Genomic DNA, 22,341 nt, shown 5'->3' with positions numbered 1-22,341 from the left:
CGGCAGCCGCTGGGCTGCGGGTATTGGCGCTCATCAGTCCAGTACGAAGGTGCCGCCCGCGGTCGTCGCGAGGTCGGTTCCGAGGGCGGCTGCCGGCGTCCAGGCCCCGGGCCTGCCGACGCCGCGGGCCAGCAGTTCGGTGACGGTGGCGGTGACGTCGACCGTGAAGTCCATGCCGTCACCGGCGCGGAGCCATCCCTCGTGGCGGGTGCCGTCGGCCCACTCGACGACGGCGTGCCCCCAGGAGTGCTCGCGCGGACGGGGTGCGGCCTTCACCGGGGCCCGGCCGAGCCGGTCGACGGCGAGGCGTCGCAGCACCGGAACGGACAGCAGGCGGCCGAACAGCGGGAGCAGGGCGCGTATCAGCGGAGCGGTCGGCACGAGGGCCGAAGTCGCGGTGACGAACGGTGCTCCGCTCGCCGCATGCGCCGCGAGGAGCTCGCCGGACGCGACACCTGCCGACGTCGCCGACTCACCGTCCGGGAAGATGAGCCGCTGCGGGTCCGCGCCGAGGCGCGACGGCACCAGCCGCCCGTTCTCGTACCGCCGCCCGCCGGCGGTGAGCGCGTCCATGATGCCGGTCGCAAGGGCGGCACCGAGCACACCCGCCTCGACGGCCACCGAACCCACGGCGTCGACCCGGACCCGGTGCGGCGTGGGACGCCCTTCGCACAGCTTGGCCACCACCGCCTCCGTCGCCAGCACGCCGAATCCGGCACCGGTGACCAGGGCGCTGCCCGCCCGCACCGCTTCGTCGTGCAGGGCGAGCAGCCGGCCCACGGCGACCACGTCGTTGGCCTGGTCGACGTAGTGGCCGCCCGGCATGCAGGCACGGGCGATCACCGGTGCGGTGGCGGCGAAGGCGCCCATCGTGTTCACCACCACCCGCGGGCGCTCCCGGACGATCTCGTCCGCGATCCGCTCAGCCGAGTCGGCGACGACGACCTTCGCGTCCCCCGGCAGACCGGCTTCGCTCCCGGCGGTGACCATCCGCTCCCGGCTGCGTCCGACCGGCACGACCGTCAGTCCCCGCTCGACCAGTCGCGCGGTCACGCCTCGGCCGACACGGCCGGTGGCCCCGACTATCCACACCTCGTCGTTCGGCCCGCTCCTGCCGGCCGTTCCGTCGGTCTCGCTGGTCTCCGTCATGCGAACGTCACCCCTGCCTGCTCCGGGTCGCACCGGGGACGGGCACCCCGATGATGACACAGTGTGTCGTGGGTGCAGGCTAACACTGATGACACAGCGGGACATCACCTGTTACCGTCGACCTATGGCGAGGTGGGATCCGGGTGCCGAGGAGCGCCTGAAGCGGGCGGCTCTGGAGCTCTGCCTGGAGCGCGGCTACGACAACGTGACGGTCACCCAGATCGCCGAGCGGGCCGGACTCACCCGGCGCTCCTACTTCCGCTACTTCCCGGACAAGCGCGAGGTCCTGTTCGCCGGTTCGGAACGCCTGCCCCCGGCACTTGCGAAGGCGGTCCTGGCCGCAGACCCGGACGCGACTCCGCTCACTGCCGTCCTCGACGCCCTGGCGCGAGTCGGTGCCGAGCTCGTCGAGCATGTGGACGGCGCGACGGAGCGCCGGGCGGTGATCGACGCCAGCCCGGAGCTGCGGGAGCGCGAACGGACCAAGGCGGTCGCGATCACCGAGGCGATCCGCGATGCCCTGAGGCAGCGTCAGGTGAAGGCCGAGACCGCCGAGTTGGTCGCGCAGCTCGCCACGATGGTCTTCCAGAACGCCTTCCGGCACTGGATCGAGGGCAAAGGGGATGCGAGTTTCGACAGCTGCCTGCACACGGTGACCGACGAACTGCGAGCCACTCTCGCCGGGACGTGAGAAGAACGTCCGCCCAGTGCCGTAACTGATCGCTTCGGGGCGAGACCGAGGTCTGCACCTGCTGGCTCCCTCCCGGCGAAGCCGAGGAGCGCCGACCGTTCCTGGACTCGGCCCATGGAGATCACCGACAGCACCGCGCTCGCCCGCGACCTCGCCCCCACCGGAGTGCTCCGCGCCTCCATCAACCTCGGCAACCCCGTCCTCGCCCAGGGCACCCCGGACGCGCCCGGCGGTGTCACCGTCGACCTCGCCCGTGAGATGGCCCGGCGCCTCGGCCTGCCCGTGGAGTTCATCTGCTTCGACGCGGCCCGCAAGTCCTACGAGGCCATGGCCACCGGCCACGCCGATCTGTGCTTCCTGGCCATCGAACCGGCCCGCGAGGCGGAGATCGCCTTCACCCCGCCGTACGTGCACATCGAGGGGGTGTACGCCGTCCCGGCCGAGTCCCCACTGCGCACACCGGGCGAAGTGGACAGCCCGGGCATCCGTATCGGGGTGAAGCAGGGCTCCGCCTACGACCTGTTCCTCACCCGCACCCTGGCCCACGCCGGCGTGGTCCGGGGCCCGGAGGGGTTGGACGTCTTCCACACCGAGAAAACTGGAGGCCGCGGCCGGAATCCGGCAGCCGCTGACGGCACACCTCGCCGAACGCCCCGAACTGCGCCTGGTCGAGCCCGCGTTCATGACCATCCGGCAGGCCGTCGGGACGACGAGGACACGACGGCCGGACACCGTGCGCTTCCTGAGCGAGACCGTGGCCCACTTGACGGCCTCCGGGTTCATCGCCGAAGCGCTGAGCCGGTCCGGGCAGAATCCGGCCCTGGCCGCGCCGACGGAGCGGTGAACGAACCGAGCGGTGACCACGGGCACGGTCCGGCGGGACGCCGGAAATCCCGGTGCCGAAGGGCGCCGTCTGCCCCGTGGCCTGGGCAGGGCGCTCGATCTGACTGGCCGGCGCGGACCAGGCCCTGACCGTCGTGGCCCTCGGAGTGCTGCGTCTGCCCGCGGCGGCGGCCGTGCTCCTCGTCGTCCTGCCGCGCATCGGCACGACCACCACCACATCGACGGACGCCTGACCGCGTCGCGCCCCGTGAGTGCCCAACGACTCCGGACTCATACCGCGTCGCCGCACGCGCGAGTTCTCGGACCCGCCGAACCGAACGTCGCGCCCGACGGCGTCCTGGCCGTCCGCCGCCGGCCCAATCGTCGAGCGGCCCGACGCGGTGACGTCGGAAAACCGCCAGCCTCTTCGCTCGCGCCCTTCTACGTTCGCGAACATGTCGCAGTCGCAACGGAACCAGGGGGTCGTTCAGGACGCCTGGAAGGCGTTCGCCAGCCACGACGCCGACCAGATCTCCGCGGTCCTCACCGAGGACGCCGAGTGGCTGGCGCCCCCGGGGAACGCGACCGCCGTCGCGCTGGACGGCCCCAGTCACATGGTCGGCAAGAAGGCCATCGTGGGCTTCCTCGCCGAGGACTTCACCCGCTTCTTCGTACGCGACGTCACCGTCACCTTCCGCGGTTTCTACGCCGATGCCCGGCGCAATGATCCCGTTCGACCGACGCGCGGGCGGCTCTCGGGACGACCGGTGGTCACAGAAACCTCGACAGGCCGCCGCACACACCTACTTCTTGGCATATGTTGGACCGATGAGTTCACATGACCTGGAGCCCCGGCCTCCGTCCCCGCTGGTGGAAAAGATAGACAGCGCGCTGGCAGTACTGATCATCGTCGGTATCGCCGGCGGATCGTTCTGGCTGGCCTCGGGCCTCACTTCGTCCTACATGGTGCTCTTCAACTGACCCGCCCGCGCCCGGGCCGGGCCGGCTACCGGCCGGCCCGGGTGCGGGCGCGGGCGCAGAAGCGGTCCCGGCGCTTGGCTTCGCGGAGGAACAGGACCGTGGGGATCAGGCAGATCACGATGGCCACCGGACTGGCCTCCGGCCCGAACGCTCCGCCGGTCAGCGCCTCGGGGCCGCTCACCGAGGCGCTGAACAGGCTGCCATGGCTCGCGTCGGAGCCGGAGACGGTGGTGCCGAAAACGCCGCCCTCTGCCATGTTCCACCCCAGGTGCAGCCCGATCGGCAGCCACAGGGAGCGGGTCGCCGCGTAGAGCGAGCCGAACAGCAGGCCCGCCTCGACCGCGATGGCCAGCCCGCCCCACACCGTGGCGTCCGGGTTCACCATGTGCAGCGCCCCGAACAGCAGGCCCGACGCCGCCAGCGCTCCCCATGTGCCGGTCTTCTCCTCCAGGACGCGGAACAGCGCGCCGCGGAAGGCCAGTTCCTCCGTCACCGCCACGCAGGTCATCAGACCCAGCGTCGTGAGCGCCCCGCCGAACGAGCCCCAGCCCTCCAGGTGGTAGCCGCCGCCCATCGCGATCACCGCGATCACCAGCGAGAACATCCCGAGTCCGAGCAGCGCGCCCGTCCGCAGTTCCGACCGGGCGTTCGCGGGCCGCAGTTCGGCCGGGTTCCGGCGGCTCTCCAGGCGCCGCACCAGCCATACGTACGCGCCGAGCGCGAGGCCCGCTGTCGCCACGCCCGACAGCAGACCGGTCACCGGGGTCGCGTCGGCCACGCCGTTGATGAGCGTGGTCAGTCCGTTCACTGCCAGGAGCAGGACGAACAGCACCGGCAGCCGCACCCACGTGGACTCCCAGCGCGCTGAACGCGGCTTGCGGAGGGTGCGCGGTTCGGGCGTACGCCGCGACGGCGCCGGTATGTGCGGTTGCGGCGTCGGTTCCGGCAGCGACATCTGCTTCGGCGGTGACGGCGGTTCCGGCCGCTCGTTCGACTGCGACATGGCGTCCTCCTCGTGGACCGGCTCCTCGTGGACCGGTGCGGATGTGCTCCGGCTCGGCACAGCGAGCAAGCTACGAGCGGGACCCGGCACGGATCGTCACCGCCACGTGGACAGTTCCCGAGGCGGCATCCCCCGCGCGGGGCATCCGGGAGTCCACTCGCGGGGGATGCCCGCGGCGCCGTTCGCGGATACGTTCGGCGGGCGCAGGTCTCCCCCGCCCTCCCGTGCCCACCCGTACCGGGCCACGGCCGTATCCCTGGGACCACAGTGAAATCCGTGAGAAGTGAGAGCACCGACAGCACGCTGTCGCCCGGACCGGGCGAAACGGCCGGGACGCGCGGCGCCGCGCGCATGGCGGCGGTGTGCGCCGGATGGTGGCGAACCTGGAACGCATGGTGGCAAGGGCGCCCGCGCGCCGCACGGGACCGGGAGTTGGCGTTCGTGCTCACCGTGCTGTCCTTCGCCGAGCCGCTGGCCGGTGTCGGTGCCCGGTACGGTGACCTGCCGACCCGGCACGCGCCCGTGCTCGCTGTGCTGCTGGCGCTCGGGCAGACGCTGCCGCTGGCCGTGCGCGCCGACCGCCCCGCGCTCTGTCTCACGCTGGTGGGCCTGTCCTTCGGGGTGCACCAATCGCTGGGGCTGCCGCAGACGTTCGCCAGCATGGGGCTCTACCTCGCGCTGTACTCGGTGGGCGCGCACGCGGAGCACGGGCGGCGGCTGCTGGTCGTGCCCGCCGTGGCGGCGTACGCCGCCCTGTCCGTCGTCCTGCACGCGCGCGGAGCGCCGCAGCCGCCGCAGGACTATGTCGTCATCGGGCTCGTGCTGGCCGCCGTCTGGGGTGGCGGCGCCGTCGTACGGGGCCGTCGGGCGGCCGAGGCCGAGCGGCGACGGCTCGTGGCGGTGGCCGCCACGGCGGCCGAACGAAGCCGCCTGGCACGGGAGTTGCATGATGTGGTGACCCACCATGTGACCGCGATGGTGGTGCAGTCCGACGCCGCGCCGTTCCTCATGGCCTCTCCGGAGCGGGTGACCGAGGCGCTGGGCGCGATCAGCGGCACCGGGCGGCGCGCGCTGGCCGAACTGCGGTACCTGCTGGGCGTGCTGGAGGCCACGGGCGAGTCCGCGGCGGACGGGCCTGCGCCGATGCCGGGCGGATCGGGACCGGGCGGATCGGGACCGGGCAAGTCGGTGTCGGGCGGGTCGACACCGGGCGGATCGGCACCCGGCAGTCGCGCGCCTGCCCGCGGCGATCTGCGCGACCTGGTCGAGCAGACCCGTAGGGGCGGCCAGCCCGTCGACCTGATCGAGGAGGGCAAGCGGCTGCCGCTGCCGATCGGCGCGGACCTGACCGTCTACCGCCTCGTCCAGGAATCCCTCACCAACGCCGTGAAGTACGCGTCCGGGCGGCACACCCGCGTCACGGTCGGCTACGGCCGCGAACACGTCGACGTCGAAGTGGCCAACGACGGTCCCGACGACCACGCCCGCCAGGGCACCGGCGAGGTTCACGGCGACGGCCGTCACCCGGCGCCCAGGCCGCGCCATGTATCCGGCGGCCGGGGTCTGGGCGGGCTCCGCGAGCGTGTCAGAATGCTCGGCGGCGACTTCACCGCGGGCCCGCGCGCCGACGGGGGCTTCTCGGTCCGCGCCCGTATACCCACCGGAGGCGACGCATGACCGCGGGGCCCCCTCCGCCACTCCCACTCCCGCCGTTCCCCCCGGCGGACTCCAGCGCTCCGATCCGTGTGCTGATCTGCGAGGACCAGGGCCTCGTGCGGGCCGGTTACGTCACGATCTTCTCGGCCCAGCCGGACATCGAGGTGGTGGGTGAGGCGGACAACGGGCAGGCCGCGGTCGAGGCGGCGAAGGCACTGCGGCCCGATGTCGCCGTGATGGACATCCGGATGCCGCTGCTCGACGGCATCGAGGCCACCCGGCAGCTGGCCGGCCCCGGCACGACGCCCAGCACACGGATCCTCGTGGTCACCACGTTCAACGTGGACGCGCTGGTGTACGAGGCGCTGCGCGCCGGTGCCAGCGGCTTCCTGCTGAAGGACGCGCCGCCCGCGGAACTGGTCAACGGCGTACGGACCGTCGCCCGCGGCGACTCACTGCTGGCGCCCGCCGTGACGCGTGCGCTCATCGGCGAGTTCGCGGGCCGGGTGCGCGCGGCGGACGACCCGGCCCCCGACCCGGGGCAGGACACGGGGCCGGACGCGGTGCGCGAGCGCGAACGTCTGAAGCTTCTCACCCCGCGCGAGTACGAGGTGCTGAGGCTGATCAGCGCGGGCCTCTCGAACGCGGAGATCGCGGCGGAGCTCGTGCTCAGCGGGGAGACCGTCAAGACGTATGTGTCCCGCATCCTGACCAAACTGGACCTGCGCGATCGCGTCCAGGCCGTCGTCCTCGCCTACCGGGCGGGAGTGGCCCCGGGCCGGCGCTGAGCGGGCGGCCGAGACACAGCGCCGCGCCCGGCCGGCGGGGCCGCCCCGGTCTCCCGGCCTCCGCCCCGGCCACGCCCCTCGGCGTCAGTCGTTGGCGTCAGTCGTTGGCGAAGTAATGGCCGTCGTCGAGGTCGGCGATCAGGCCGGGGTGGACCGGCTCCCAGCCCAGCAACCGCCTGGTGTCCGCGTTGGGCATGGTGATGTCCAACGTGATGAACGGGAAGCCCGTGAAGTGGTCCGCGGCCTGTTCGGCCGGGATGCTCACGGCCGGGACGTTCAGATGGCGGCCGATGGTCTCGGCGATCTCGCGCACCGTGATGCCTTCTTCGGCCGCGGCGTACAGCTGCGAGCCGGCCGGGGCCTTCTCCAGCGCCAGCCGGTAGAGACGGCCGACGTCCAGGGTGTGACCGGCGGGCCAGCGGTTGGTGCCGTCGCCGACGTAGCCGGACACGCCCGTGTCGCGGGCGATCCTGATCAGTATCGGGATGAAGCCGGCCCTGTCCCGCGTGCTGTGCGTCACCGGCGGGATCGCGACGAGCACGGTCCGTACGCCGCGTTCGGTGAGGTCGTTGATCGCGCGCCCGACGGCGGAGCGGGGGTTGGCGTCTATCGCCGCGTCGCGCCGCGGGTCGCCGGTGTGCGTGAAGCCGACGCCGATGAGGGTCTTGCCCGTGCCGGCCAGCGCGTCGCCGAATGTCCGCACCACGGCCAGGTCGGCCGCCACCGCGTCGGCGAACTTCCCGGCGGGGATGGCGTCGTGATCGAACGCGAGGTGGACGACCGCGTCCGATTCGGCCGCGGCCTCGCGCAGACCGTCCAGGTCGTCGAGGTCGCCGCGGCGCACCTCGGCGCCCAGGGCCTTGACGGCGGCGGCCGAGACGTCGGACCGCGCCAGGCCGACGACCTCGTGTCCGGCCTCGATCAGTTCGGGCACCACGGCCGATGCGATGTGGCCACTGGCACCGGTGACGAAAACACGCATGGGTAGCTCCTGGAGGAATGCTCCGCCCGGGCGGAGCGAAGTGATGTGACTTGGTAACGTCACCTTAGCCGAAGTGACGGTACCAAGTCACATCACTTATGCTGTGCGCATGGCCCGATGGGAACCGAACGCGCAGGAACGGCTGGTGCGCGCCGCGCTGGAGCTGTTCACCGAGCAGGGCTACGACGCCACCACCGTCAACGAGATCGCCGATCGAGCCGGTCTGACCAAGACCACCTTCTTCCGGCACTTCCGCGACAAGCGGGAAGTGCTCTTCGCCGGTCAGGACACGCTCGCCCGACTCCTCGCCGACGCGATCGACGCGGCGCCCGGCCCGGCCACACCGCTGGAAGCGGTCCGCGCGGCCCTCGACTCCCTCACGGCCACCTTCACCGACGACCGCCGCGACGTCGGCGCCAGGCTCCGCCCGGTCATCGCCGGTCACACCGAACTGCAGGAGCGCTCCGCGTTGAAGCGCGCCAAACTCGCCGAGGCCGTGACGGACGCGCTCCACGAGCGCGGCGTGTCGGAACCGACCGCGAGCCTCGCCGCCGAACTCGGCATCCGCGCCTTCTACGACGCCTTCGACCAGTGGGCCGATCCGGCGAGCAAGCAGACACTCACCGAACTCACCCGCCACACCCTCGACGAACTCCGCGCCGCGCTGGCCGCGCTCGACTAGAACTCGTCCACCAGAGCTCGTCCACCAGAGCTCGTCCGCCAGGACTTCAGGTGGCGATGGAGTTGGCCGTGCGGTGGGCCTGGGCGTCGGGTCCCCGGCGACGTTGCGCTTCCGCGTGCCCGGCCCGGTCCGTGACTGGCGCGGCAGCGAGCTGTTGTCCACCGGCTCACCCCAGCAACGCGCCCTGCTCGCCGCCCTGCCGCTGCACGACCGTCTTGGCGACGAGCCCGCCACTCCGGCCCTCGCGGAGTGCCGCTACGCACTTGGACTCGCGCTCCTCCGCACGGAACACACCGACGAGGCGCTGGAACAGTTGGACCAGGCGCTGGCGGTCCTCCACAGAGTGGGCGGCGACCGGCGAAGGGCCGACGTCCTGCTCGTGCTCGGGGGCGCCACGGACGGGACGGGCGAGTCCGCGCGGGCGCGCACCTGCTGGGCGGAGGCCCTGGCCCGGTACGAGGACGTTCCCCGCGAGGAGAGCGCCGAACCGCGTGAACGCCTCCGGTCCAGGCTCGACAACGCGGCAGCGCACGATGGTACGAGTCACCTCACGGATACGTGAGCTCTTCAGCCAACCTCACGTGTCCCGGCCGTAGAGCGCGGCGATGTCCTCGGAGCCGGCCCACCGGCTGTAAGTGGGCTGCTGTGGCCACCCCTCGGGCGAGTCCTGCCATTCCTCCTGGCGCCCGTACGGCAACAGGTCGATCAGCGCGAAGGAGTGGCTGAGCTGTTCGGTGCCACGGCCGTTGGTGTGCCAGGTGCGGTAGACGGTGTCGCCGTCGCGCAGGAACACATTGACGGCGAATCCGCCGCCGGGCGGGGCGCCGACGTCGGTGCCGAACGGGCTGTTCGCCGTGGAGTACCAGGCCATCGTGTTCCCGACCCGCCGCTTGTAGGCGAGTGCCTCGTCGATCGGGCCCTGGGTGACGATGACGAACCGGGCGTCGTAGTTGCCCAGGAACTCCAGCCTGGTGAACTGCGAGGTGAACCCCGTGCAGCCCGAGCACTGCCACTGCTCGCCGGGGAACCACATGTGGTTGTAGACGATCAGCTGCTTCCTGCCGTCGAAGAGGTCCACCAGTTGGACCGGCCCGTCCTCGCCCTCGAGGGTGTAGTCGGGCATCTCGACCATCGGCAGGCGGCGGCGCTGGGCGGCGATCGCGTCGAGTTCCCGGGTCGCGGCCTTCTCCCGGACACGCAGCGCTTCGAGCTCACGCTGCCAGGTGTCGGCGTCCACGACGGACGGCAGTGCGTTGTCGGTCATGCCATGGTCCCTTCCTGATCATGTGTGTGGCGTGCGATCTGTAGGTGTAGACCCCGCTCGGTCGTCGAACTCATCGGTGGCCGGCCACTCGGATCGGCTCCGGTTGGCAAGGCCCCGGGCGCCGCCCTTGCGCGTTACCCTTTTTGCAGGACATCGACCGATATCAGGGGCTACGGAGGGTATCGGGATGGCGGGTAGAGCCGGGGCCGATCCCGAGGCGAAGCGGATGCCGGCCGGCTTCGCGGACGTGCCCGAGGCACCCGCTCCGGCCCTCGCTCTCCTGGGCTCGGACGGCACCATCCTGGCGTGGGGAGAGGGCTGCCGGCGGCTGCTCGGGCACCGCGCGGAGGACGTCGTGGGGCTGCCGGTGCGGGAGCTGCTGGAGACCCCCGTCGAAGCGGTGCGGTGGTCCTCGGCCCCGGGATACATGGGGAAGCATGGCGGCCGGCGGGCCGCCAACGCCGTCGTGAGGGTCAGGCACCGGGACGGCGAGCGGTTCCGGCTGACGGTGGAGACCATCGCGCTGACCGGCGGAGACGGTGAGAGCTGCTGGTTCGTCGCCGTCACCGGGGCGCCGGACGGAGTGCGGACCGCCGACGCCGAAGCGGCGCTTCTGGACCGGTCACCGCTGGCCGTGGCGGTGTGGGACACGCGCACACGGCTGCTGTGGTCGAACCGGGCCTGCCGGGAGCTCGTGGGCCGCTCCGAGGTGGCCCCGCCCACCCGGTCCACGCGGCGCGCCGTGCGCGGTTTCGACCGGACCACCGTCGAGCCGGTGATACGGCGGGTGCTGACCTCGCGGGAGCCGGTCGGCGACCAGGTGCTGCGATGGGTGTCGCCGGAGCACGGCCGGGAGGTCGTCTTCTCCTCCTCCGCATTTCCCCTCGCCCCCGAGGGCGGTGCCCCACTGGGCGTGTGCACCGTCTCGTTGATCACCAAGAGCGGGGAGCGCGAGCGGCTGGCGCTGCTCGGCAGGGCGGCCCATCAGATCGGCACCACACTCGATGTGATGACGACCGCGCAGGAACTCGCGGACACGGCCGTCCCCGCCCTCGCCGACTACGTCACGGTGGATCTGGCCGATGCCGTCCCGCTGGGCGGGGAGCCGCTGAAGCGGATGTCCGAGGCCCCCTCCGGCATCCCCGTCTTCCGCCGCGCGGGTCAGTCCTCCATCCACGGCGATATGCCGGAGGCCGCCTTCCTGGTGGGGGACGTGGTGTACGTACCGCCCGGCTCGCCGTTCCTCACCGCGCTGTACGGGGGCCAGTCCTACTTCGAGCCCGCCATGAAGACCGACCCGGGGACCTGGCTCGACCGTGACTCCCAGCGCAGACGGCTCATCCACGAAACCGGTATGCACTCGGTGATGATGATCCCGCTCAGGGCCCGCGGCACCATCCTCGGCATCGCCGTGTTCACGCGGACCGACAACGCCGTGCCCTTCTCCCAGGACGATCTGCTGCTGGCCGAGGAGCTCTGCGTCCAGGCGGCGCTGAGCCTGGACAACGCCCGCCGCTACACACGGGAGCGGTCCGCCGCCCTCGCCCTCCAGCGCAGTCTCCTGCCGCAGGAGCTGTCGGGCGGCGCCGCGGTGGACCTGGCCGGCCGCTATCTGCCGTCGGACCGGCACGAGGGGGTGGGCGGGGACTGGATGGACGCCATCCAGCTGCCGGGCGACCGGATGGCCCTGGTCATCGGCGATGTCATCGGCCATGGCATCAACGCGGCAGCCGCCATGGGCAGGATGCGCACCGCGGTCCACACCCTCGCCGCACTCGACCAGCACCCCGCGGAACTGCTCGACCACCTGGACAAGGTCACCGCCCGGCTCGCCGAGACGGGCACCTGGTCCCCGGAGTACTCGTCGGTCACCGGCGGAACCTGCCTCTACGCCGTCTACGACCCGGCCACCCGCCTCTGCACCCTGGCCCGCGCCGGGCATCCGCCACCGATGCTGGTGGCCCCCGACGGCCACGCCAGGATCCCCGACACACCGGTGGGCCCACCGCTCGGAATCGGCACCGGAGCTTACGAATCCGTCGACCTGGAGCTCTCCGAGGGGAGCCTGCTCGCCTTCTTCACCGACGGACTGGTGGAGACCCGGCACGACGACATCGACGCCGGTCTTGACCGGCTGCTCGCCGCGCTGCAACGCCCCTCGGGGAGCCTCGAGGACCTGTGCGCCCGCGTCATCGCGAGGATGACCACGAACGCACCCCCGGAGGACGACATCGCTCTGCTCATGGCCCGGACACGCGCCGGCGACGGCGGCCGGGCGGCCGCCCACGGGGGCCACCGCGGACCGTCGGCCTGACGCCCGCCGTCCGTCCCGCAGCTCCAGTTCCGCGATCTCGCCGCCGCCGTAGGTCTGGCTGGTCGCCGGCCGCTGGTTCAGCACGGAGTATCCGAGCCCCCTGGCCAGCTCCACGGTGCCCTGCCGGGCCGGCGGATGACCGGCCGGGACGATGACGCGGGCCGGGGCCCGTGCGATCGTCTCGCTGCGCAGGTCCGGCTCGGCCGACAGACCCAGGCCGAACGCGCCGGGGACCGTCGTCCACCCGGGCAAACATCGCGCGGGACTAGATCATCTTATCGAGTTAATGTCCATGGCTTCTCAGGGCCAACCGGGTGCACCAGCCGCTAGTGTTCCTGCGGATCTGGACGGATTCCTGGACGTTTGCCCCCTTCTCCTTTCCCGGTGACCCGCACGCACCCCAGCCACCCACCCCACCGAGGAGCCACGCATGCCCGCCCCCGAGCCTTCCCCTCCGCAATCGCGCCTGCCCGCGGCCGCTTCCCGCTCCTGGGCGAACGCCGACGTTGGACGGATCCTGCGTGGTCCCAGCGGCCTCGGCACGGCAGGTCTGCGCCTGGCCCGGCGCGAGGAGCCGCCGACGCCACCGACGCCGTCGGCGGGTCCAACGGAGGGCAACCCGATCCCGGGCCTCTACCACCACCCGGTGCCGGACCCCGACCCCGTGCGGGTGGAGGAGGTCAGCCGCAGGATCAAGGCCTGGGCGTTGGACGAGGTCGACCTGTACCCCGAGGAGTGGGAGGAGCAGTTCGACGGCTTCTCCGTGGGGCGCTATATGGTCGCCTGCCACCCGGACGCTCCCACCATCGACCACCTGATGCTCGCCACGCGCCTGATGGTGGCGGAGAACGCGGTGGACGACTGCTACTGCGAGGACCACGGAGGCTCGCCCATCGGCCTCGGCGGACGCCTGCTGCTGGCGCACACCGCCCTTGACGCCCTGCACACGACGCAGGAGTACCAGCCGCGGTGGGCGGAGTCGCTCCACTCGGACGCGCCTCGGCGCGCCTACCGCTCCGCCATGGAGTACTTCGTCCAGGCGGCCGGCCCCTCCCAGGCCGACCGGTTCCGGCACGACATGGCCCGTCTGCACATGGGGTACCTCGCCGAGGCCGCCTGGGCGCAGACGGACCACGTCCCCGAGGTGTGGGAGTACCTGGCGATGCGCCAGTTCAACAACTTCCGCCCCTGCCCCACCATCACCGACACCGTCGGCGGCTACGAACTACCGGCCGACCTGCACGCCCAGCCCGCCATGCAGCGGGTCATCGCGCTCGCCGGAAACGCCACCACCATCGTGAACGACCTGTACTCGTACACCAAGGAACTCGCCGGCCCGGGCCGGCATCTGAACCTGCCCGTGGTGATCGCCGAACGCGAGGGCCGCTCCGAACGCGACGCCTATCTGAAGGCGGTCGAGGTCCACAACGACCTCATGCGCGACTTCGAGGCCGAAGCCGCGGCCGTGGCCGTCGCCTTCCCCCTCCCGACCGTGCAGCGCTTTCTCCGGGGCGTGGCCGCGTGGGTCGACGGCAACCACTACTGGCACCAGACCAACACCTTCCGCTACAGCCTGCCCGATTTCTGGTAAGAAGAATGGAACCATCTGTGACCAGCACCGACCTCAGCGCCGACGTCGCCGCCTCCTCCAGCGCCGCCATGTTCATCCCGGCCCCGGCGACCCCCTACCAGGGGGACATCGCCCGCTACTGGGACCGCGAGGCCAGGCCGGTGAACCTGCGTCTCGGCGATGTCGACGGCCTTTACCACCACCACTACGGCATCGGAGACGTCGACCGCGCCGCCCTCGGCGACGCCGACGACAGCACATACGAGAAGAAGTTGATCGCCGAGCTCCACCGCCTGGAGTCGGCACAGGCCGAACTCCTCCTGGACCACCTCGGCCCCATTGAACGTGATGACACACTCGTTGACGTCGGCTGCGGCCGTGGCGGCTCGATGGTCATGGCCCACCGGCGCTTCGGGTGCCGGGTCGAGGGCGTCACACTCTCGGCCAAGCAGGCCGACTTCGCCAACCAGCGCGCCCGCGAACTCGGCATCGAGGACCATGTCCGCGCCCGCGTCTGCGACATGCTCGGTATGCCCTTCGAGACCGGGCGGGCCGCGGCCTCGTGGAACAACGAGTCCACCATGTACGTGGACCTGGAAGACCTCTTCGCCGAGCACTCCCGCATCCTCGCGATCGGCGGCCGCTACGTGACCATCACCGGCTGCTGGAACCCGCGTTACGGCCAGCCCTCGAAGCATGTCTCCCAGATCAACGCGCACTTCGAGTGCAATATCCACTCCCGCCGGGAATACCTGCGCGCCATGGCCGACAACCGCCTCGTACCGCAGGCCGTCATCGACCTCACTCCCGCGACCCTGCCGTACTGGGAGTTGCGGGCCACGTCCTCACTGGTCACAGGCATTGAGAAGGCGTTCATCAACTCCTACAAGGACGGTTCCTTCCAGTACCTGCTCATCGCCGCCGACCGCGTCTGATCGGCGGCACCCACTCCGCGGGTGGGGAGCATGGGATCCGGACGGCGCTCATGCTCCCCACCCAGGAACGCGGTCAGCCGCTGGAACCGCGGACCACGAGCTCGGGCTTCAGGACGGCGTCAGCGCTGCCGCCGTCGAGGAGGGCGAGGGAGGCCTCGACCATGCGCTCGGCGGTCGAGCCCAGGGTGGTGAGCCCCGGCGCGGCGGTGTCGGAGATGTACGTACCGTCGAAGCTCGTGATCGCGTACTCGGCAGGCACCCGTTTACCGGCGTGCTGAAGCGCCGTCAGCAGGCCGAGCGCGACAGTGTCGGCGGTGCAGATGATCGCGTCTGTGTCGCCGGGGTTCGCGAGCAGGAGCTTCGCCGCGTTGGTGCCGCTCGCCACCGTGAAGTTCGGCATTTCCAGAATCCGGTCGTCCGGTCCGGCGAGTGCGCGGAACGCGGCTGTGCGCTCGATGCTCGACGAGGAGTCCTCCTGCGCGTCGACCATCAGGATGCTGCGGCGGCCCCGCGCCCGCAGGTGTTCCACGAGCAGGCGGACCCCCGCCGCGTTGTCGAGCCGTACCGACGGCGCTTCGACGCCTCGTGCGCGGCGGTCGACCTGCACGACGCGGTTGGACCGCGCGAGCTCCGTGATCGCCGCGCCGCTCCGCTCGAACGCCGCGGGCACCACGAGCACCCCGTCCACCAGCACCCGATCCATGGCACCGAGCTGACGCCGCTCGGTCTCCGGGCTCTCGCCCGTGTCGATCGTCACCAGCCGCTTGCCCTGAAGGTCCAGGCGGCGCGAATACGCCGATACCAGCTCCGCGAAGTACGCGTTCGCGATCGCCGGAACGACAAGGGCCAAGGAATCCGTCGACTGAATCCGCAGCGCCCGCGCCGCCGCGTTCACCCGGTAGCCCAGTTCGTCGCACGCGTTCCGCACCCGCAGCGCCAGCTCGGGATCGACATTGCGCTGAACACCGGACAGCACACGGCTCGCCGTCGGCACTGACACCCCCGCGCGCAACGCCACGTCCTTCAAGCCTATGCGCGCACCCATCCTGATCTCCCCTGATTCCTGCCCGCCGACACTATCAGGACGGTCTCGGCGACCCATTGACGCGGCAGGGACCGGCGTGCTTGGGTTCGGAAATGGTTTTCCCGGCGAGAGTACCCCACGACCGCCACACCGGCGGTTTAGCGGCCCACCCCGCCGCTTAGCGCTCCGCCTCGCCGCCGTACACGCCTCCCACCACGGGCGCGATGACGGTCACCGCGCACCGCATACGCCGCACATCTCACGCGGAGCCGCGTCGCCCCCGGGCGCGGTCGACGCGCCCCTCGAACGCGAACCCACGATGTCCCCGAGTTCGACCATCCGCCCCTCCCCACATCGCCATACGTCGAAAGGCGCCCTTCCATGAGCACTGAGGCTCAGCAAGGTCGTAGAGGCACGACCGTCGAATCGAACGGCGTCAACCCCGTCCCCGATGCCGAACGGCGCGGGAAGCCGCGGGGCCTGTTCGCCGTGTGGTTCGCCTGGAACATCTCGATCCTCGGCATCAGTTACGGCATCTTCGTCTTCGGCCTCGGCCTGAACGTCTGGCAGACGATCGTCGCCGGGACCGTCGGCTACCTCATCTCGGCCACCCTCGTCGGCATCCTCGCGGTCGGCGGGCCCCGCACCGGACTGCCGACCCTCGCCCAGACGCGTTTCGCGTTCGGCATGAAGGGCAACAGGATCCCCGCGTTCTTCGCCTACCTATCCAATATGGGCTGGAAGGTGACGATCATCACCCTTGCCTCGACCACCGGCGCGAACCTGTTCGCGAAGCTGTGGCCGTCGGTGTTCGCCGACACCGACGGGTCGAGCGCCACCTCCACGATCGTGCTGTGGTTCGTGCTCGTGCTCGCCCTGACGATGACGGTCTCCGTCCTCGGCCACGAGCTCATCATGAAAGTCGAGGTCTGGATCTCGTGGGTGACCGGCGTCATGACGGTCGCGTTCCTCGGATTCATGGTGCCCGAGATCGAGTGGGCGCGTCTCGGTGACACCCCTGCGGGCGGACCGCTGGTGTTCATCGGCGGCATCATCATGGCGATGACCCTCGTCGGTCTCGGCTTCCTCAACTACGGCGGCGACTTCGCCCGTTACCTCCCGCGCGACACCCCGGCGCGGGGTGTGATCAGCTGGACGGTCACCGGGCTCAGCCTGCCGGTCGTCATCCTCCTCGCCGTCGGCGCGCTTCTCGTCGGCGGCGATTCCAAGCTCGGTGCCGCCACGGCGTCCGACCCGATCGGGGCGCTCACCGCGCTCCTGCCGATGTGGTTCTTCGTTCCCTTCTCCGTCGTAATCGTCATCTCGCTCGTTTCGGCCGCCATCACCGGCATGTACAGCTCCGGCCTCGCGCTCATGGCCGTGGGCGTACCGCTGCGCCGCTCCGTGACGACCGCGATCAACGCGATCATCATCGCGGCGGGCGCCTTCTACCTGCTGTTCATCTCCGCCTCGTTCCTCGCGACGTTCCAGTCGTTCCTGTCGCTCATCGCCGTGATGATGGGCACCATGGGCGGCATCCAGCTCATCGACTTCATCCGGCAGCGGCGCATGGGCTGGAACACCGACATGGCGAACCCGCGCGGCTACGGCGGCCGCGACGGGCGCTGGACGGCGATCCTGAGCCTGATCACCGGAACCGTCGTCGGTCTCGGCCTCGTGACCAGCTCCGACCCGAACTTCGCGAGGATCACGGGATTCCTCCTCACCGAACAGGGCCGCACCGGCGTGTTCGGGTCGAGCGGGCTCGGCATCGTCATCGCCCTGGCGCTCGGCGCCGCGCTCTACGCCATCCTCACGTTCGCGCTCCGGCTGGACCCGAAGCCCGACTACTCGCTCATGACCGCGGGAGACGCCGCTCGCGGGGACGGCGGGCTCGAGGTTCCGGCCCCCAACGCCGGCAAGAGCGCGGCCGACGTCACCGAACGCTGACCGACCCGTGGCGGCGAGGCCCGCGCGGGTCTCGCCGCCACTCGAGGAGCTGACACCCGTGTCCGCACATGAGACCGCGCTGCACCGATTCCGGAACCCGGACCCCTGGCATGCGCCCGCCGCCTACTGGTTCTGGCACCGGCTGCCCGAGAAGGACACGATCCGCGCCCAGGTGCGGCAGATGCACGACGCCGGGATCCGGAGCTTCCAGGTGCAGGCGCGGTTGTCGTACCCGATCGAGGGCTACCTCGACGACGACTACCTCGCCGCGTGCCGTACGGCCGTCGAGGCGGCCGCCGAGCTCGGCATGATCGTCGGCATCTATGACGACTACAACTGGCAGACCGGTCACGCGGCGGGCCGGGCCGTGGCCGGACACGACGAGCTGCGCGAACGGCATCTGTTCTGGGTGCGGATCCCCGCGGGCGCGAGCGAGGGTTCGCTCAGCGGGATCCGCTCGGCGACCGAGAACCTCGGCCCGGCCGCGATGGACTGGCACTACGAGGGCGGCGTCGTCGCCTGGGCCGACTGGCGGGTCGAGTACGCGCTCGTCGTGGAAGCCGCGGAAGCCGTGGAATCCGCGGAAGCCGTGGAATCCGCGGAAGCCGTGGAAGCCGCGGAAAGGGAGCAGGGCACGGCCGCCGAGCGGCCCGAGCTCGTCGACCGCGTGGACGGCGCCGCCGACAGATGCCGTGTCCGCCTCGTCGACCCCGTGCCCGGCGGCGCGGAGGCGATCGTGTTCGTCTCCGCCCGCTGCGCGACCTCCCGGCTCGTGAACCCCGTCGACCCGGTCGCGGTCGATCGCTTCATCGAGGCCGGTTACCAGCCCTTCGCCGACGCCCTGGGCGACTTCTTCGGTTCCACCGTCGCCTACGTGTTCTTCGACCAGCCGCACGCCGTGTACTACGACTGGGCGGAGCGCACGGGAGACCTGCGCTCGGCGATGCCGTTCCACGAGCGTCTGGCCGTCTCGATCCGGGAACGCTGGGGCGGGCGGACCCCGCAGGTGCTCGCCGCCGTGCTGGACGGGGACGACCCGGAGCGGCTGGGCCTCCGCGCCCAGTTCTACGAGCACTTCAGCGGCTACGCGATGGAGACGTTCCTCGGCAGGCTGCGCACCTGGAGCCACGCCCACGGTCTGCGTCAGTCCGGCCATGAAGTCCTCGGGCACGTCGGCGGCTGGGCGCTCGACACCGCGTTCGCGAACTGGGACCTGCGGGTGAACTTCGGGCTCGACCACTTCGGCGTGGACGGCTACCGCGACCTGACCGCGGTGGACGCGCAGGACGCCCTGGTGCAGCTCAGCCCCGTGTTCGGCGACTCGGTCGCCCGCCACCACGGCCGCGGCGGGACGATGGTCGAGCAGTACTTCGTCACCCCGCCCGAAGGCGGGACCCCGTGGTCCGGCCACTGGGGGCTCACCTTGCAGGAGTTGCGCACAACGGCGATCAACCACCATCTCCAGGGCATGCGACAGATGATCTTCCATGGCTTCTACCAGACCCATGGCCATGGAGACGATCACGAGTCGCTGCGGAACCCGCGCTTCGACTTCCCCCCGGGCATCAACTTCGAGCCCTGGTTCGCCGAACATCACCCGCGGTTCGCGCTCGAGAGCGCGCGGCTGAGCGAGTTCCTCGATCCGGTGTCACCACAGAACGACGTGGCGGTCCTGTACCCGTTGCGTACGGTGTGGACCGCGGGTCAGCTCGGCGAGCAGGCGTCGGCGCTGGGCGAGTGGGCCCGCGCGCTCACCGAATCCCGGGTGGGCTTCCACCTCGTGGACGAACGCGATCTCGACGCCGCCACCGTGGAGGAAGGCGCGGTGTGCTTCGGGGACCGCCGGTACCGGGCGCTCGTGCTCCCCGCCGTGACAACGCTGCGCTCTGCCGCGTCGCTGCGCCAACTTCGCCGCCTGGCCGAATCGGGCGTACGGGTGCTCGCCGGCGGCGCGACGCCCGCCGTCTACCAGGAGGGCCCACAGACCGCCGCCGAGGACTGGGCGGACCTCGCTCCCGCCGTGGAGATGTTCCACGCGGTCCCCGAGGAGGCGGCCCTGCGCGGGCTCACCGCACAGCGTGGACGGACTGAGCCGACGCTGCGCGTGCCCGCGGGCTCGCCGGTGCGCTGGCGCGGCGGCCCGGACACGGCCGGCGGCTTCCGCTTCGCGTGCTTCACCGAGGCCGAAGGGACGGTGGAGCTCCTGCTGCCCGACGGGCCCTGGCACATCGAGGAATGGGAGGCCGCCGACGGCACCGTGCGCACCCTCGACGCAGCCGAGAACCCGGTCGCGCTGCGGCTGGAGCAGAACGCGCTGCGCCTGTTGCGTGTGCGCGGGGACGCGGATCCCGCTTCCGGTCGGGCGGACGCCACGGAGGATTCCGGGGCCGCGGCCGGTCATGGCACACCGGAGTGGTCGGCGCCGGAGGCGCTGGAATCCGGCTGGCTGCTCGAGGTCGCCGAGGACTCGTACGAGGAGGCGGGCACCCGCCGCGACATCGCGGTGACATGCGGCTGGGAGCGCCAGGGCCTTCCGGCGTTCGCGGGCACCGCCGACTATGTGCGGCGGATCGAGCTCGACACGCCGGTCCCCCTGGAGCTGACGCTCCCGGCGGTCGCCGGAGCCGTGGCCGTGTCCGTGAACGGCGCGCGGGTGGCGGAGCGCGCCTGGGCGCCGTACCGCGTCACGATCCCCGCCGACGCCCTGCGGCCCGGGGGGAACGAACTCCGCATCCGGGTCGCGCCGTCGGCGGCCAACCGCTACTACGCCGGGACCGGGCTCCGCGCCGAGCCCGAGCCATGCGGACTGCTCGCGCCGCCACTGCTGCGCCACCCGCGCAAGACTCCGAACCCCGGTGCGTTCCCGGATGTTTTCGGCTCCGGCCCCCGCTCATCCACGATCGCGGAAAGGTGATCTGTCGTGCTCACGGGACTCGACCCGTTCCTGACCCGGATCGTTGACTCAGGTCGCCAGGCGGACTGGCCGCCGCGCACACTCCGGCAGCGGCCCGACGACCTGACCTGATCATGCCCGTGGCACGCGGACGCGAACCGGGCGGCCGACAGGCAGCACGCCGCGGGGCGGCGCACGCGGTGGCCCGCTCACCGATCGGTCCCGAGAAGGAGTCGCCCCCGCCCCTGCCCGGCTGATCGCCGTCCGGGGCCGGGGACAGGTGTTCGGGGTGCGCCTTCACGCCACGGTGGCCCCTTTCCCACGGTCGGCCCTGGTCGGCCCGGGACCCCTCGGATATCGGAACGGTCTGCGTTGGTTCAAGCGCGTACCAAGCAGGACCCGCGCGTTCCTTGGGGAACCGGTGGCCGGTGAACTCCTTGCCGCGTTCCGCCCCTCCCCGCCACCGCACCCGGACTCCACTGGGGTGGCAGCCTGCTGGCGTGCTGCGAACGATGAACGGGGTGACGGCGCGCAACCTGCCGCCCAGTGCCTTCGCCCCCGTGATGGCGACCGGAATCGTGTCCCAGGGACTGGCGGCGGTGGGCGCCCCACGGCTGTCCGGCGTTCTGCTGGCCGTGGCCGTGGTGCTCTACGGCGGGCTGCTGGCGGGGCTGGTGTGGCGGGTGGCGCGATATCCACGCGAGGTGGCGGCCGACCTGCGGGATCCCGCACGGCTCTTCGGCTTCTTCACCTTCGTCGCCGGCTCCGATGTGCTCGCCGTCCGGCTGGCCGCGGGCCCGGCGCGGGCGGCCGCGGCGGCCCTGCCGGTGCTGGCCATACCCGTTGCCGTCCTCCTGCTGGGGTGTGTGGCGTTCATGGCGCACCGGCTCGGCGCGGGCGGGATGGTCAGGCGCGCGGACGGGATCTGGTTCCTGTGCGTGGTGGGGATCCAGTCCGCCGTCCTGGCGGTGGCCGCGCTGGCCCCCGGCCGCGCCCGGCCGGCCGAAGCGCTCGGCTGGGCGGCCGGGGTGCTGCTGTACGCGGCGGTGGCCACGGTGGTCGCATGCCGGCTGGCGCGGTTCGGGGTACGGCCCCGGGAGCTGTCCCCGCCGTACTGGATCACGATGGGGGCCTGCGCGATCAGCCTGCTCGCCGGTGCCCGGCTGGTGCACCAGGGGTTCGGCATCCCCCACCTCCAGGCGGTGATCCGCGTCGCCCTGATCGCCCTGTGGGGCTGGGCCACCTGCCTGCTGCCACCGCTGCTGGCCGCCGGGATCTGGCGGCATCTGCTGCACCGGGTGCCCCTGAGGTACGAGCCTGCCTGGTGGACCATCGTCTTCCCCACGGGCATGTACGCCGTGTCCACCAGCGCACTCGGCGAGGCCGAGGGGATCCACCGCCTGGTGCTCCTCGGGCATCTCGCGGTCTGGGTGGCGCTGGGTGTGTGGTCGCTGGTCGCGGCCGGGTTGGTGCGGACGCGCTGTCATTGGACGGCGGCAGCGAATTCAGGCCAGAAACCGGGTCAAGAGATATGAAAGTCCGGCGGAAGGACGTCCTTCGCCTAACTGGTGAGCTCCCCCCGTTTGCCTACCAGGCAATACTGACACGCTGTCAAGTTCCGTTCATCGCGCCGCCTT

General features: G+C 71.5%; 19 protein-coding genes. 14 read left to right on the top strand and 5 right to left on the bottom strand.

Features of this window, described 5'->3' with window-relative positions; translation table 11 throughout:
• Nucleotides 1–33 precede the first annotated feature (33 nt).
• Nucleotides 34–1,149, bottom strand: a complete 1,116-nt coding sequence (locus ACMTAK_RS43645; protein WP_413811271.1) for a saccharopine dehydrogenase family protein — start codon at nucleotides 1,147–1,149, stop codon at nucleotides 34–36.
• Nucleotides 1,150–1,273: 124 nt separating this feature from the next.
• Here ACMTAK_RS43645 and ACMTAK_RS43640 point away from each other — a divergent pair, with 124 nt between their 5' ends.
• From ACMTAK_RS43640 to ACMTAK_RS43625, 4 genes are all read left to right on the top strand, one after another.
• On the top strand, nucleotides 1,274–1,840 hold the full coding sequence (locus tag ACMTAK_RS43640; protein WP_413811270.1) for a TetR/AcrR family transcriptional regulator: 567 nt from the start codon (nucleotides 1,274–1,276) through the stop codon (nucleotides 1,838–1,840).
• A 114-nt stretch (nucleotides 1,841–1,954) separates the two neighbouring features.
• Nucleotides 1,955–2,812: a transporter substrate-binding domain-containing protein gene (locus ACMTAK_RS43635; protein ID WP_413811269.1), complete on the top strand. Its 858-nt coding sequence runs from the start codon at nucleotides 1,955–1,957 to the stop codon at nucleotides 2,810–2,812.
• A gap of 305 nt (nucleotides 2,813–3,117) precedes the next feature.
• Nucleotides 3,118–3,504 (top strand): nuclear transport factor 2 family protein, encoded by a 387-nt coding sequence (locus ACMTAK_RS43630; RefSeq protein WP_413811268.1) that lies wholly within the window; start codon nucleotides 3,118–3,120, stop codon nucleotides 3,502–3,504.
• Nucleotides 3,491–3,643: a hypothetical protein gene (locus ACMTAK_RS43625; protein ID WP_167525773.1), complete on the top strand. Its 153-nt coding sequence runs from the start codon at nucleotides 3,491–3,493 to the stop codon at nucleotides 3,641–3,643. The genes ACMTAK_RS43630 and ACMTAK_RS43625 overlap by 14 nt, the downstream gene beginning before the upstream one ends.
• 25 nt (nucleotides 3,644–3,668) lie before the next feature.
• On the opposite strand, the gene ACMTAK_RS43620 is transcribed toward ACMTAK_RS43625, so the two are convergent.
• Nucleotides 3,669–4,646: a CPBP family glutamic-type intramembrane protease gene (locus tag ACMTAK_RS43620; RefSeq protein WP_413811267.1), complete on the bottom strand. Its 978-nt coding sequence runs from the start codon at nucleotides 4,644–4,646 to the stop codon at nucleotides 3,669–3,671.
• 276 nt (nucleotides 4,647–4,922) lie between these two features.
• Between ACMTAK_RS43620 and ACMTAK_RS43615 the strand changes: the two genes are divergently transcribed.
• Nucleotides 4,923–6,323, top strand: a complete 1,401-nt coding sequence (locus tag ACMTAK_RS43615) for a sensor histidine kinase (protein WP_413811266.1) — start codon at nucleotides 4,923–4,925, stop codon at nucleotides 6,321–6,323.
• A complete protein-coding gene (locus ACMTAK_RS43610; protein ID WP_413811265.1) occupies nucleotides 6,320–7,090 on the top strand; it encodes a response regulator transcription factor in 771 nt (256 codons plus the stop codon). Before ACMTAK_RS43615 ends, ACMTAK_RS43610 begins: the two co-directional genes overlap by 4 nt.
• Nucleotides 7,091–7,187: 97 nt before the next feature.
• Here the strand turns inward: ACMTAK_RS43610 and ACMTAK_RS43605 are convergent, their stop codons facing one another.
• Nucleotides 7,188–8,072 carry an SDR family oxidoreductase gene (locus ACMTAK_RS43605; protein WP_413811264.1) on the bottom strand — a complete coding sequence of 295 codons (885 nt, stop codon included), beginning with the start codon at nucleotides 8,070–8,072 and terminating at the stop codon, nucleotides 7,188–7,190.
• 109 nt (nucleotides 8,073–8,181) lie between these two features.
• Between ACMTAK_RS43605 and ACMTAK_RS43600 the strand changes: the two genes are divergently transcribed.
• Together ACMTAK_RS43600 and ACMTAK_RS43595 are read left to right on the top strand one after the other, a co-directional pair.
• Nucleotides 8,182–8,754, top strand: coding sequence for a TetR/AcrR family transcriptional regulator (locus tag ACMTAK_RS43600; protein ID WP_413811263.1), 573 nt, complete (start codon nucleotides 8,182–8,184; stop codon nucleotides 8,752–8,754).
• A 73-nt stretch (nucleotides 8,755–8,827) separates the two neighbouring features.
• A complete protein-coding gene (locus ACMTAK_RS43595) occupies nucleotides 8,828–9,316 on the top strand; it encodes a tetratricopeptide repeat protein (RefSeq protein ID WP_413811262.1) in 489 nt (162 codons plus the stop codon).
• Nucleotides 9,317–9,331: 15 nt separating this feature from the next.
• Here ACMTAK_RS43595 and ACMTAK_RS43590 read toward each other — a convergent pair whose 3' ends face one another.
• On the bottom strand, nucleotides 9,332–10,018 hold the full coding sequence (locus tag ACMTAK_RS43590; RefSeq protein ID WP_413811261.1) for a DUF899 domain-containing protein: 687 nt from the start codon (nucleotides 10,016–10,018) through the stop codon (nucleotides 9,332–9,334).
• A gap of 187 nt (nucleotides 10,019–10,205) precedes the next feature.
• Between ACMTAK_RS43590 and ACMTAK_RS43585 the strand changes: the two genes are divergently transcribed.
• The 3 genes from ACMTAK_RS43585 (at nucleotide 10,206) to ACMTAK_RS43575 (ending at nucleotide 14,837) form a co-directional block, all read left to right on the top strand.
• Nucleotides 10,206–12,332: a SpoIIE family protein phosphatase gene (locus tag ACMTAK_RS43585; RefSeq protein WP_413811260.1), complete on the top strand. Its 2,127-nt coding sequence runs from the start codon at nucleotides 10,206–10,208 to the stop codon at nucleotides 12,330–12,332.
• A gap of 430 nt (nucleotides 12,333–12,762) precedes the next feature.
• Nucleotides 12,763–13,923, top strand: a complete 1,161-nt coding sequence (locus ACMTAK_RS43580) for a family 2 encapsulin nanocompartment cargo protein terpene cyclase (protein WP_413811259.1) — start codon at nucleotides 12,763–12,765, stop codon at nucleotides 13,921–13,923.
• Between the two features lie 17 nt (nucleotides 13,924–13,940).
• Nucleotides 13,941–14,837 carry a geranyl diphosphate 2-C-methyltransferase gene (locus ACMTAK_RS43575; protein WP_413811258.1) on the top strand — a complete coding sequence of 299 codons (897 nt, stop codon included), beginning with the start codon at nucleotides 13,941–13,943 and terminating at the stop codon, nucleotides 14,835–14,837.
• Nucleotides 14,838–14,910: 73 nt separating this feature from the next.
• Here ACMTAK_RS43575 and ACMTAK_RS43570 read toward each other — a convergent pair whose 3' ends face one another.
• Entirely contained in the window at nucleotides 14,911–15,939 is a 1,029-nt protein-coding gene (locus ACMTAK_RS43570; protein ID WP_413811257.1) for a LacI family DNA-binding transcriptional regulator, read from the bottom strand.
• Nucleotides 15,940–16,242: 303 nt separating this feature from the next.
• On the opposite strand from ACMTAK_RS43570, the gene ACMTAK_RS43565 reads away from it, so the two are divergent.
• The 3 genes from ACMTAK_RS43565 (at nucleotide 16,243) to ACMTAK_RS43555 (ending at nucleotide 22,239) form a co-directional block, all read left to right on the top strand.
• Nucleotides 16,243–17,811, top strand: coding sequence for a purine-cytosine permease family protein (locus ACMTAK_RS43565; protein ID WP_413811256.1), 1,569 nt, complete (start codon nucleotides 16,243–16,245; stop codon nucleotides 17,809–17,811).
• 58 nt (nucleotides 17,812–17,869) lie between these two features.
• Nucleotides 17,870–20,725: a hypothetical protein gene (locus ACMTAK_RS43560; RefSeq protein WP_413811255.1), complete on the top strand. Its 2,856-nt coding sequence runs from the start codon at nucleotides 17,870–17,872 to the stop codon at nucleotides 20,723–20,725.
• 479 nt (nucleotides 20,726–21,204) lie between these two features.
• Complete coding sequence (locus tag ACMTAK_RS43555; protein ID WP_413811254.1) at nucleotides 21,205–22,239, top strand: tellurite resistance/C4-dicarboxylate transporter family protein; 1,035 nt, start codon at nucleotides 21,205–21,207, stop codon at nucleotides 22,237–22,239.
• Nucleotides 22,240–22,341 lie beyond the last annotated feature (102 nt).

The organism is Streptomyces lacaronensis, from assembly GCF_047337785.1.
Taxonomy (GTDB): Bacteria; Actinomycetota; Actinomycetes; order Streptomycetales; family Streptomycetaceae; genus Streptomyces; species Streptomyces lycopersici.
This window is presented reverse-complemented; position numbering and strand designations above follow the sequence as displayed.

Excerpts from the sequence above, each read along its gene's own strand:
- ACMTAK_RS43645 (WP_413811271.1), bottom strand. The coding sequence starts at position 1,149 with ATGACGGAGACCAGCGAGACCGACGGAACGGCCGGCAGGAGCGGGCCG.
- ACMTAK_RS43640 (WP_413811270.1), top strand. The coding sequence starts at position 1,274 with ATGGCGAGGTGGGATCCGGGTGCCGAGGAGCGCCTGAAGCGGGCGGCT.
- ACMTAK_RS43635 (WP_413811269.1), top strand. The coding sequence starts at position 1,955 with ATGGAGATCACCGACAGCACCGCGCTCGCCCGCGACCTCGCCCCCACC.
- ACMTAK_RS43630 (WP_413811268.1), top strand. The coding sequence starts at position 3,118 with ATGTCGCAGTCGCAACGGAACCAGGGGGTCGTTCAGGACGCCTGGAAG.
- ACMTAK_RS43625 (WP_167525773.1), top strand. The coding sequence starts at position 3,491 with ATGAGTTCACATGACCTGGAGCCCCGGCCTCCGTCCCCGCTGGTGGAA.
- ACMTAK_RS43620 (WP_413811267.1), bottom strand. The coding sequence starts at position 4,646 with ATGTCGCAGTCGAACGAGCGGCCGGAACCGCCGTCACCGCCGAAGCAG.
- ACMTAK_RS43610 (WP_413811265.1), top strand. The coding sequence starts at position 6,320 with ATGACCGCGGGGCCCCCTCCGCCACTCCCACTCCCGCCGTTCCCCCCG.
- ACMTAK_RS43605 (WP_413811264.1), bottom strand. The coding sequence starts at position 8,072 with ATGCGTGTTTTCGTCACCGGTGCCAGTGGCCACATCGCATCGGCCGTG.
- ACMTAK_RS43600 (WP_413811263.1), top strand. The coding sequence starts at position 8,182 with ATGGCCCGATGGGAACCGAACGCGCAGGAACGGCTGGTGCGCGCCGCG.
- ACMTAK_RS43590 (WP_413811261.1), bottom strand. The coding sequence starts at position 10,018 with ATGACCGACAACGCACTGCCGTCCGTCGTGGACGCCGACACCTGGCAG.
- ACMTAK_RS43585 (WP_413811260.1), top strand. The coding sequence starts at position 10,206 with ATGGCGGGTAGAGCCGGGGCCGATCCCGAGGCGAAGCGGATGCCGGCC.
- ACMTAK_RS43580 (WP_413811259.1), top strand. The coding sequence starts at position 12,763 with ATGCCCGCCCCCGAGCCTTCCCCTCCGCAATCGCGCCTGCCCGCGGCC.
- ACMTAK_RS43570 (WP_413811257.1), bottom strand. The coding sequence starts at position 15,939 with ATGGGTCGCCGAGACCGTCCTGATAGTGTCGGCGGGCAGGAATCAGGG.
- ACMTAK_RS43565 (WP_413811256.1), top strand. The coding sequence starts at position 16,243 with ATGAGCACTGAGGCTCAGCAAGGTCGTAGAGGCACGACCGTCGAATCG.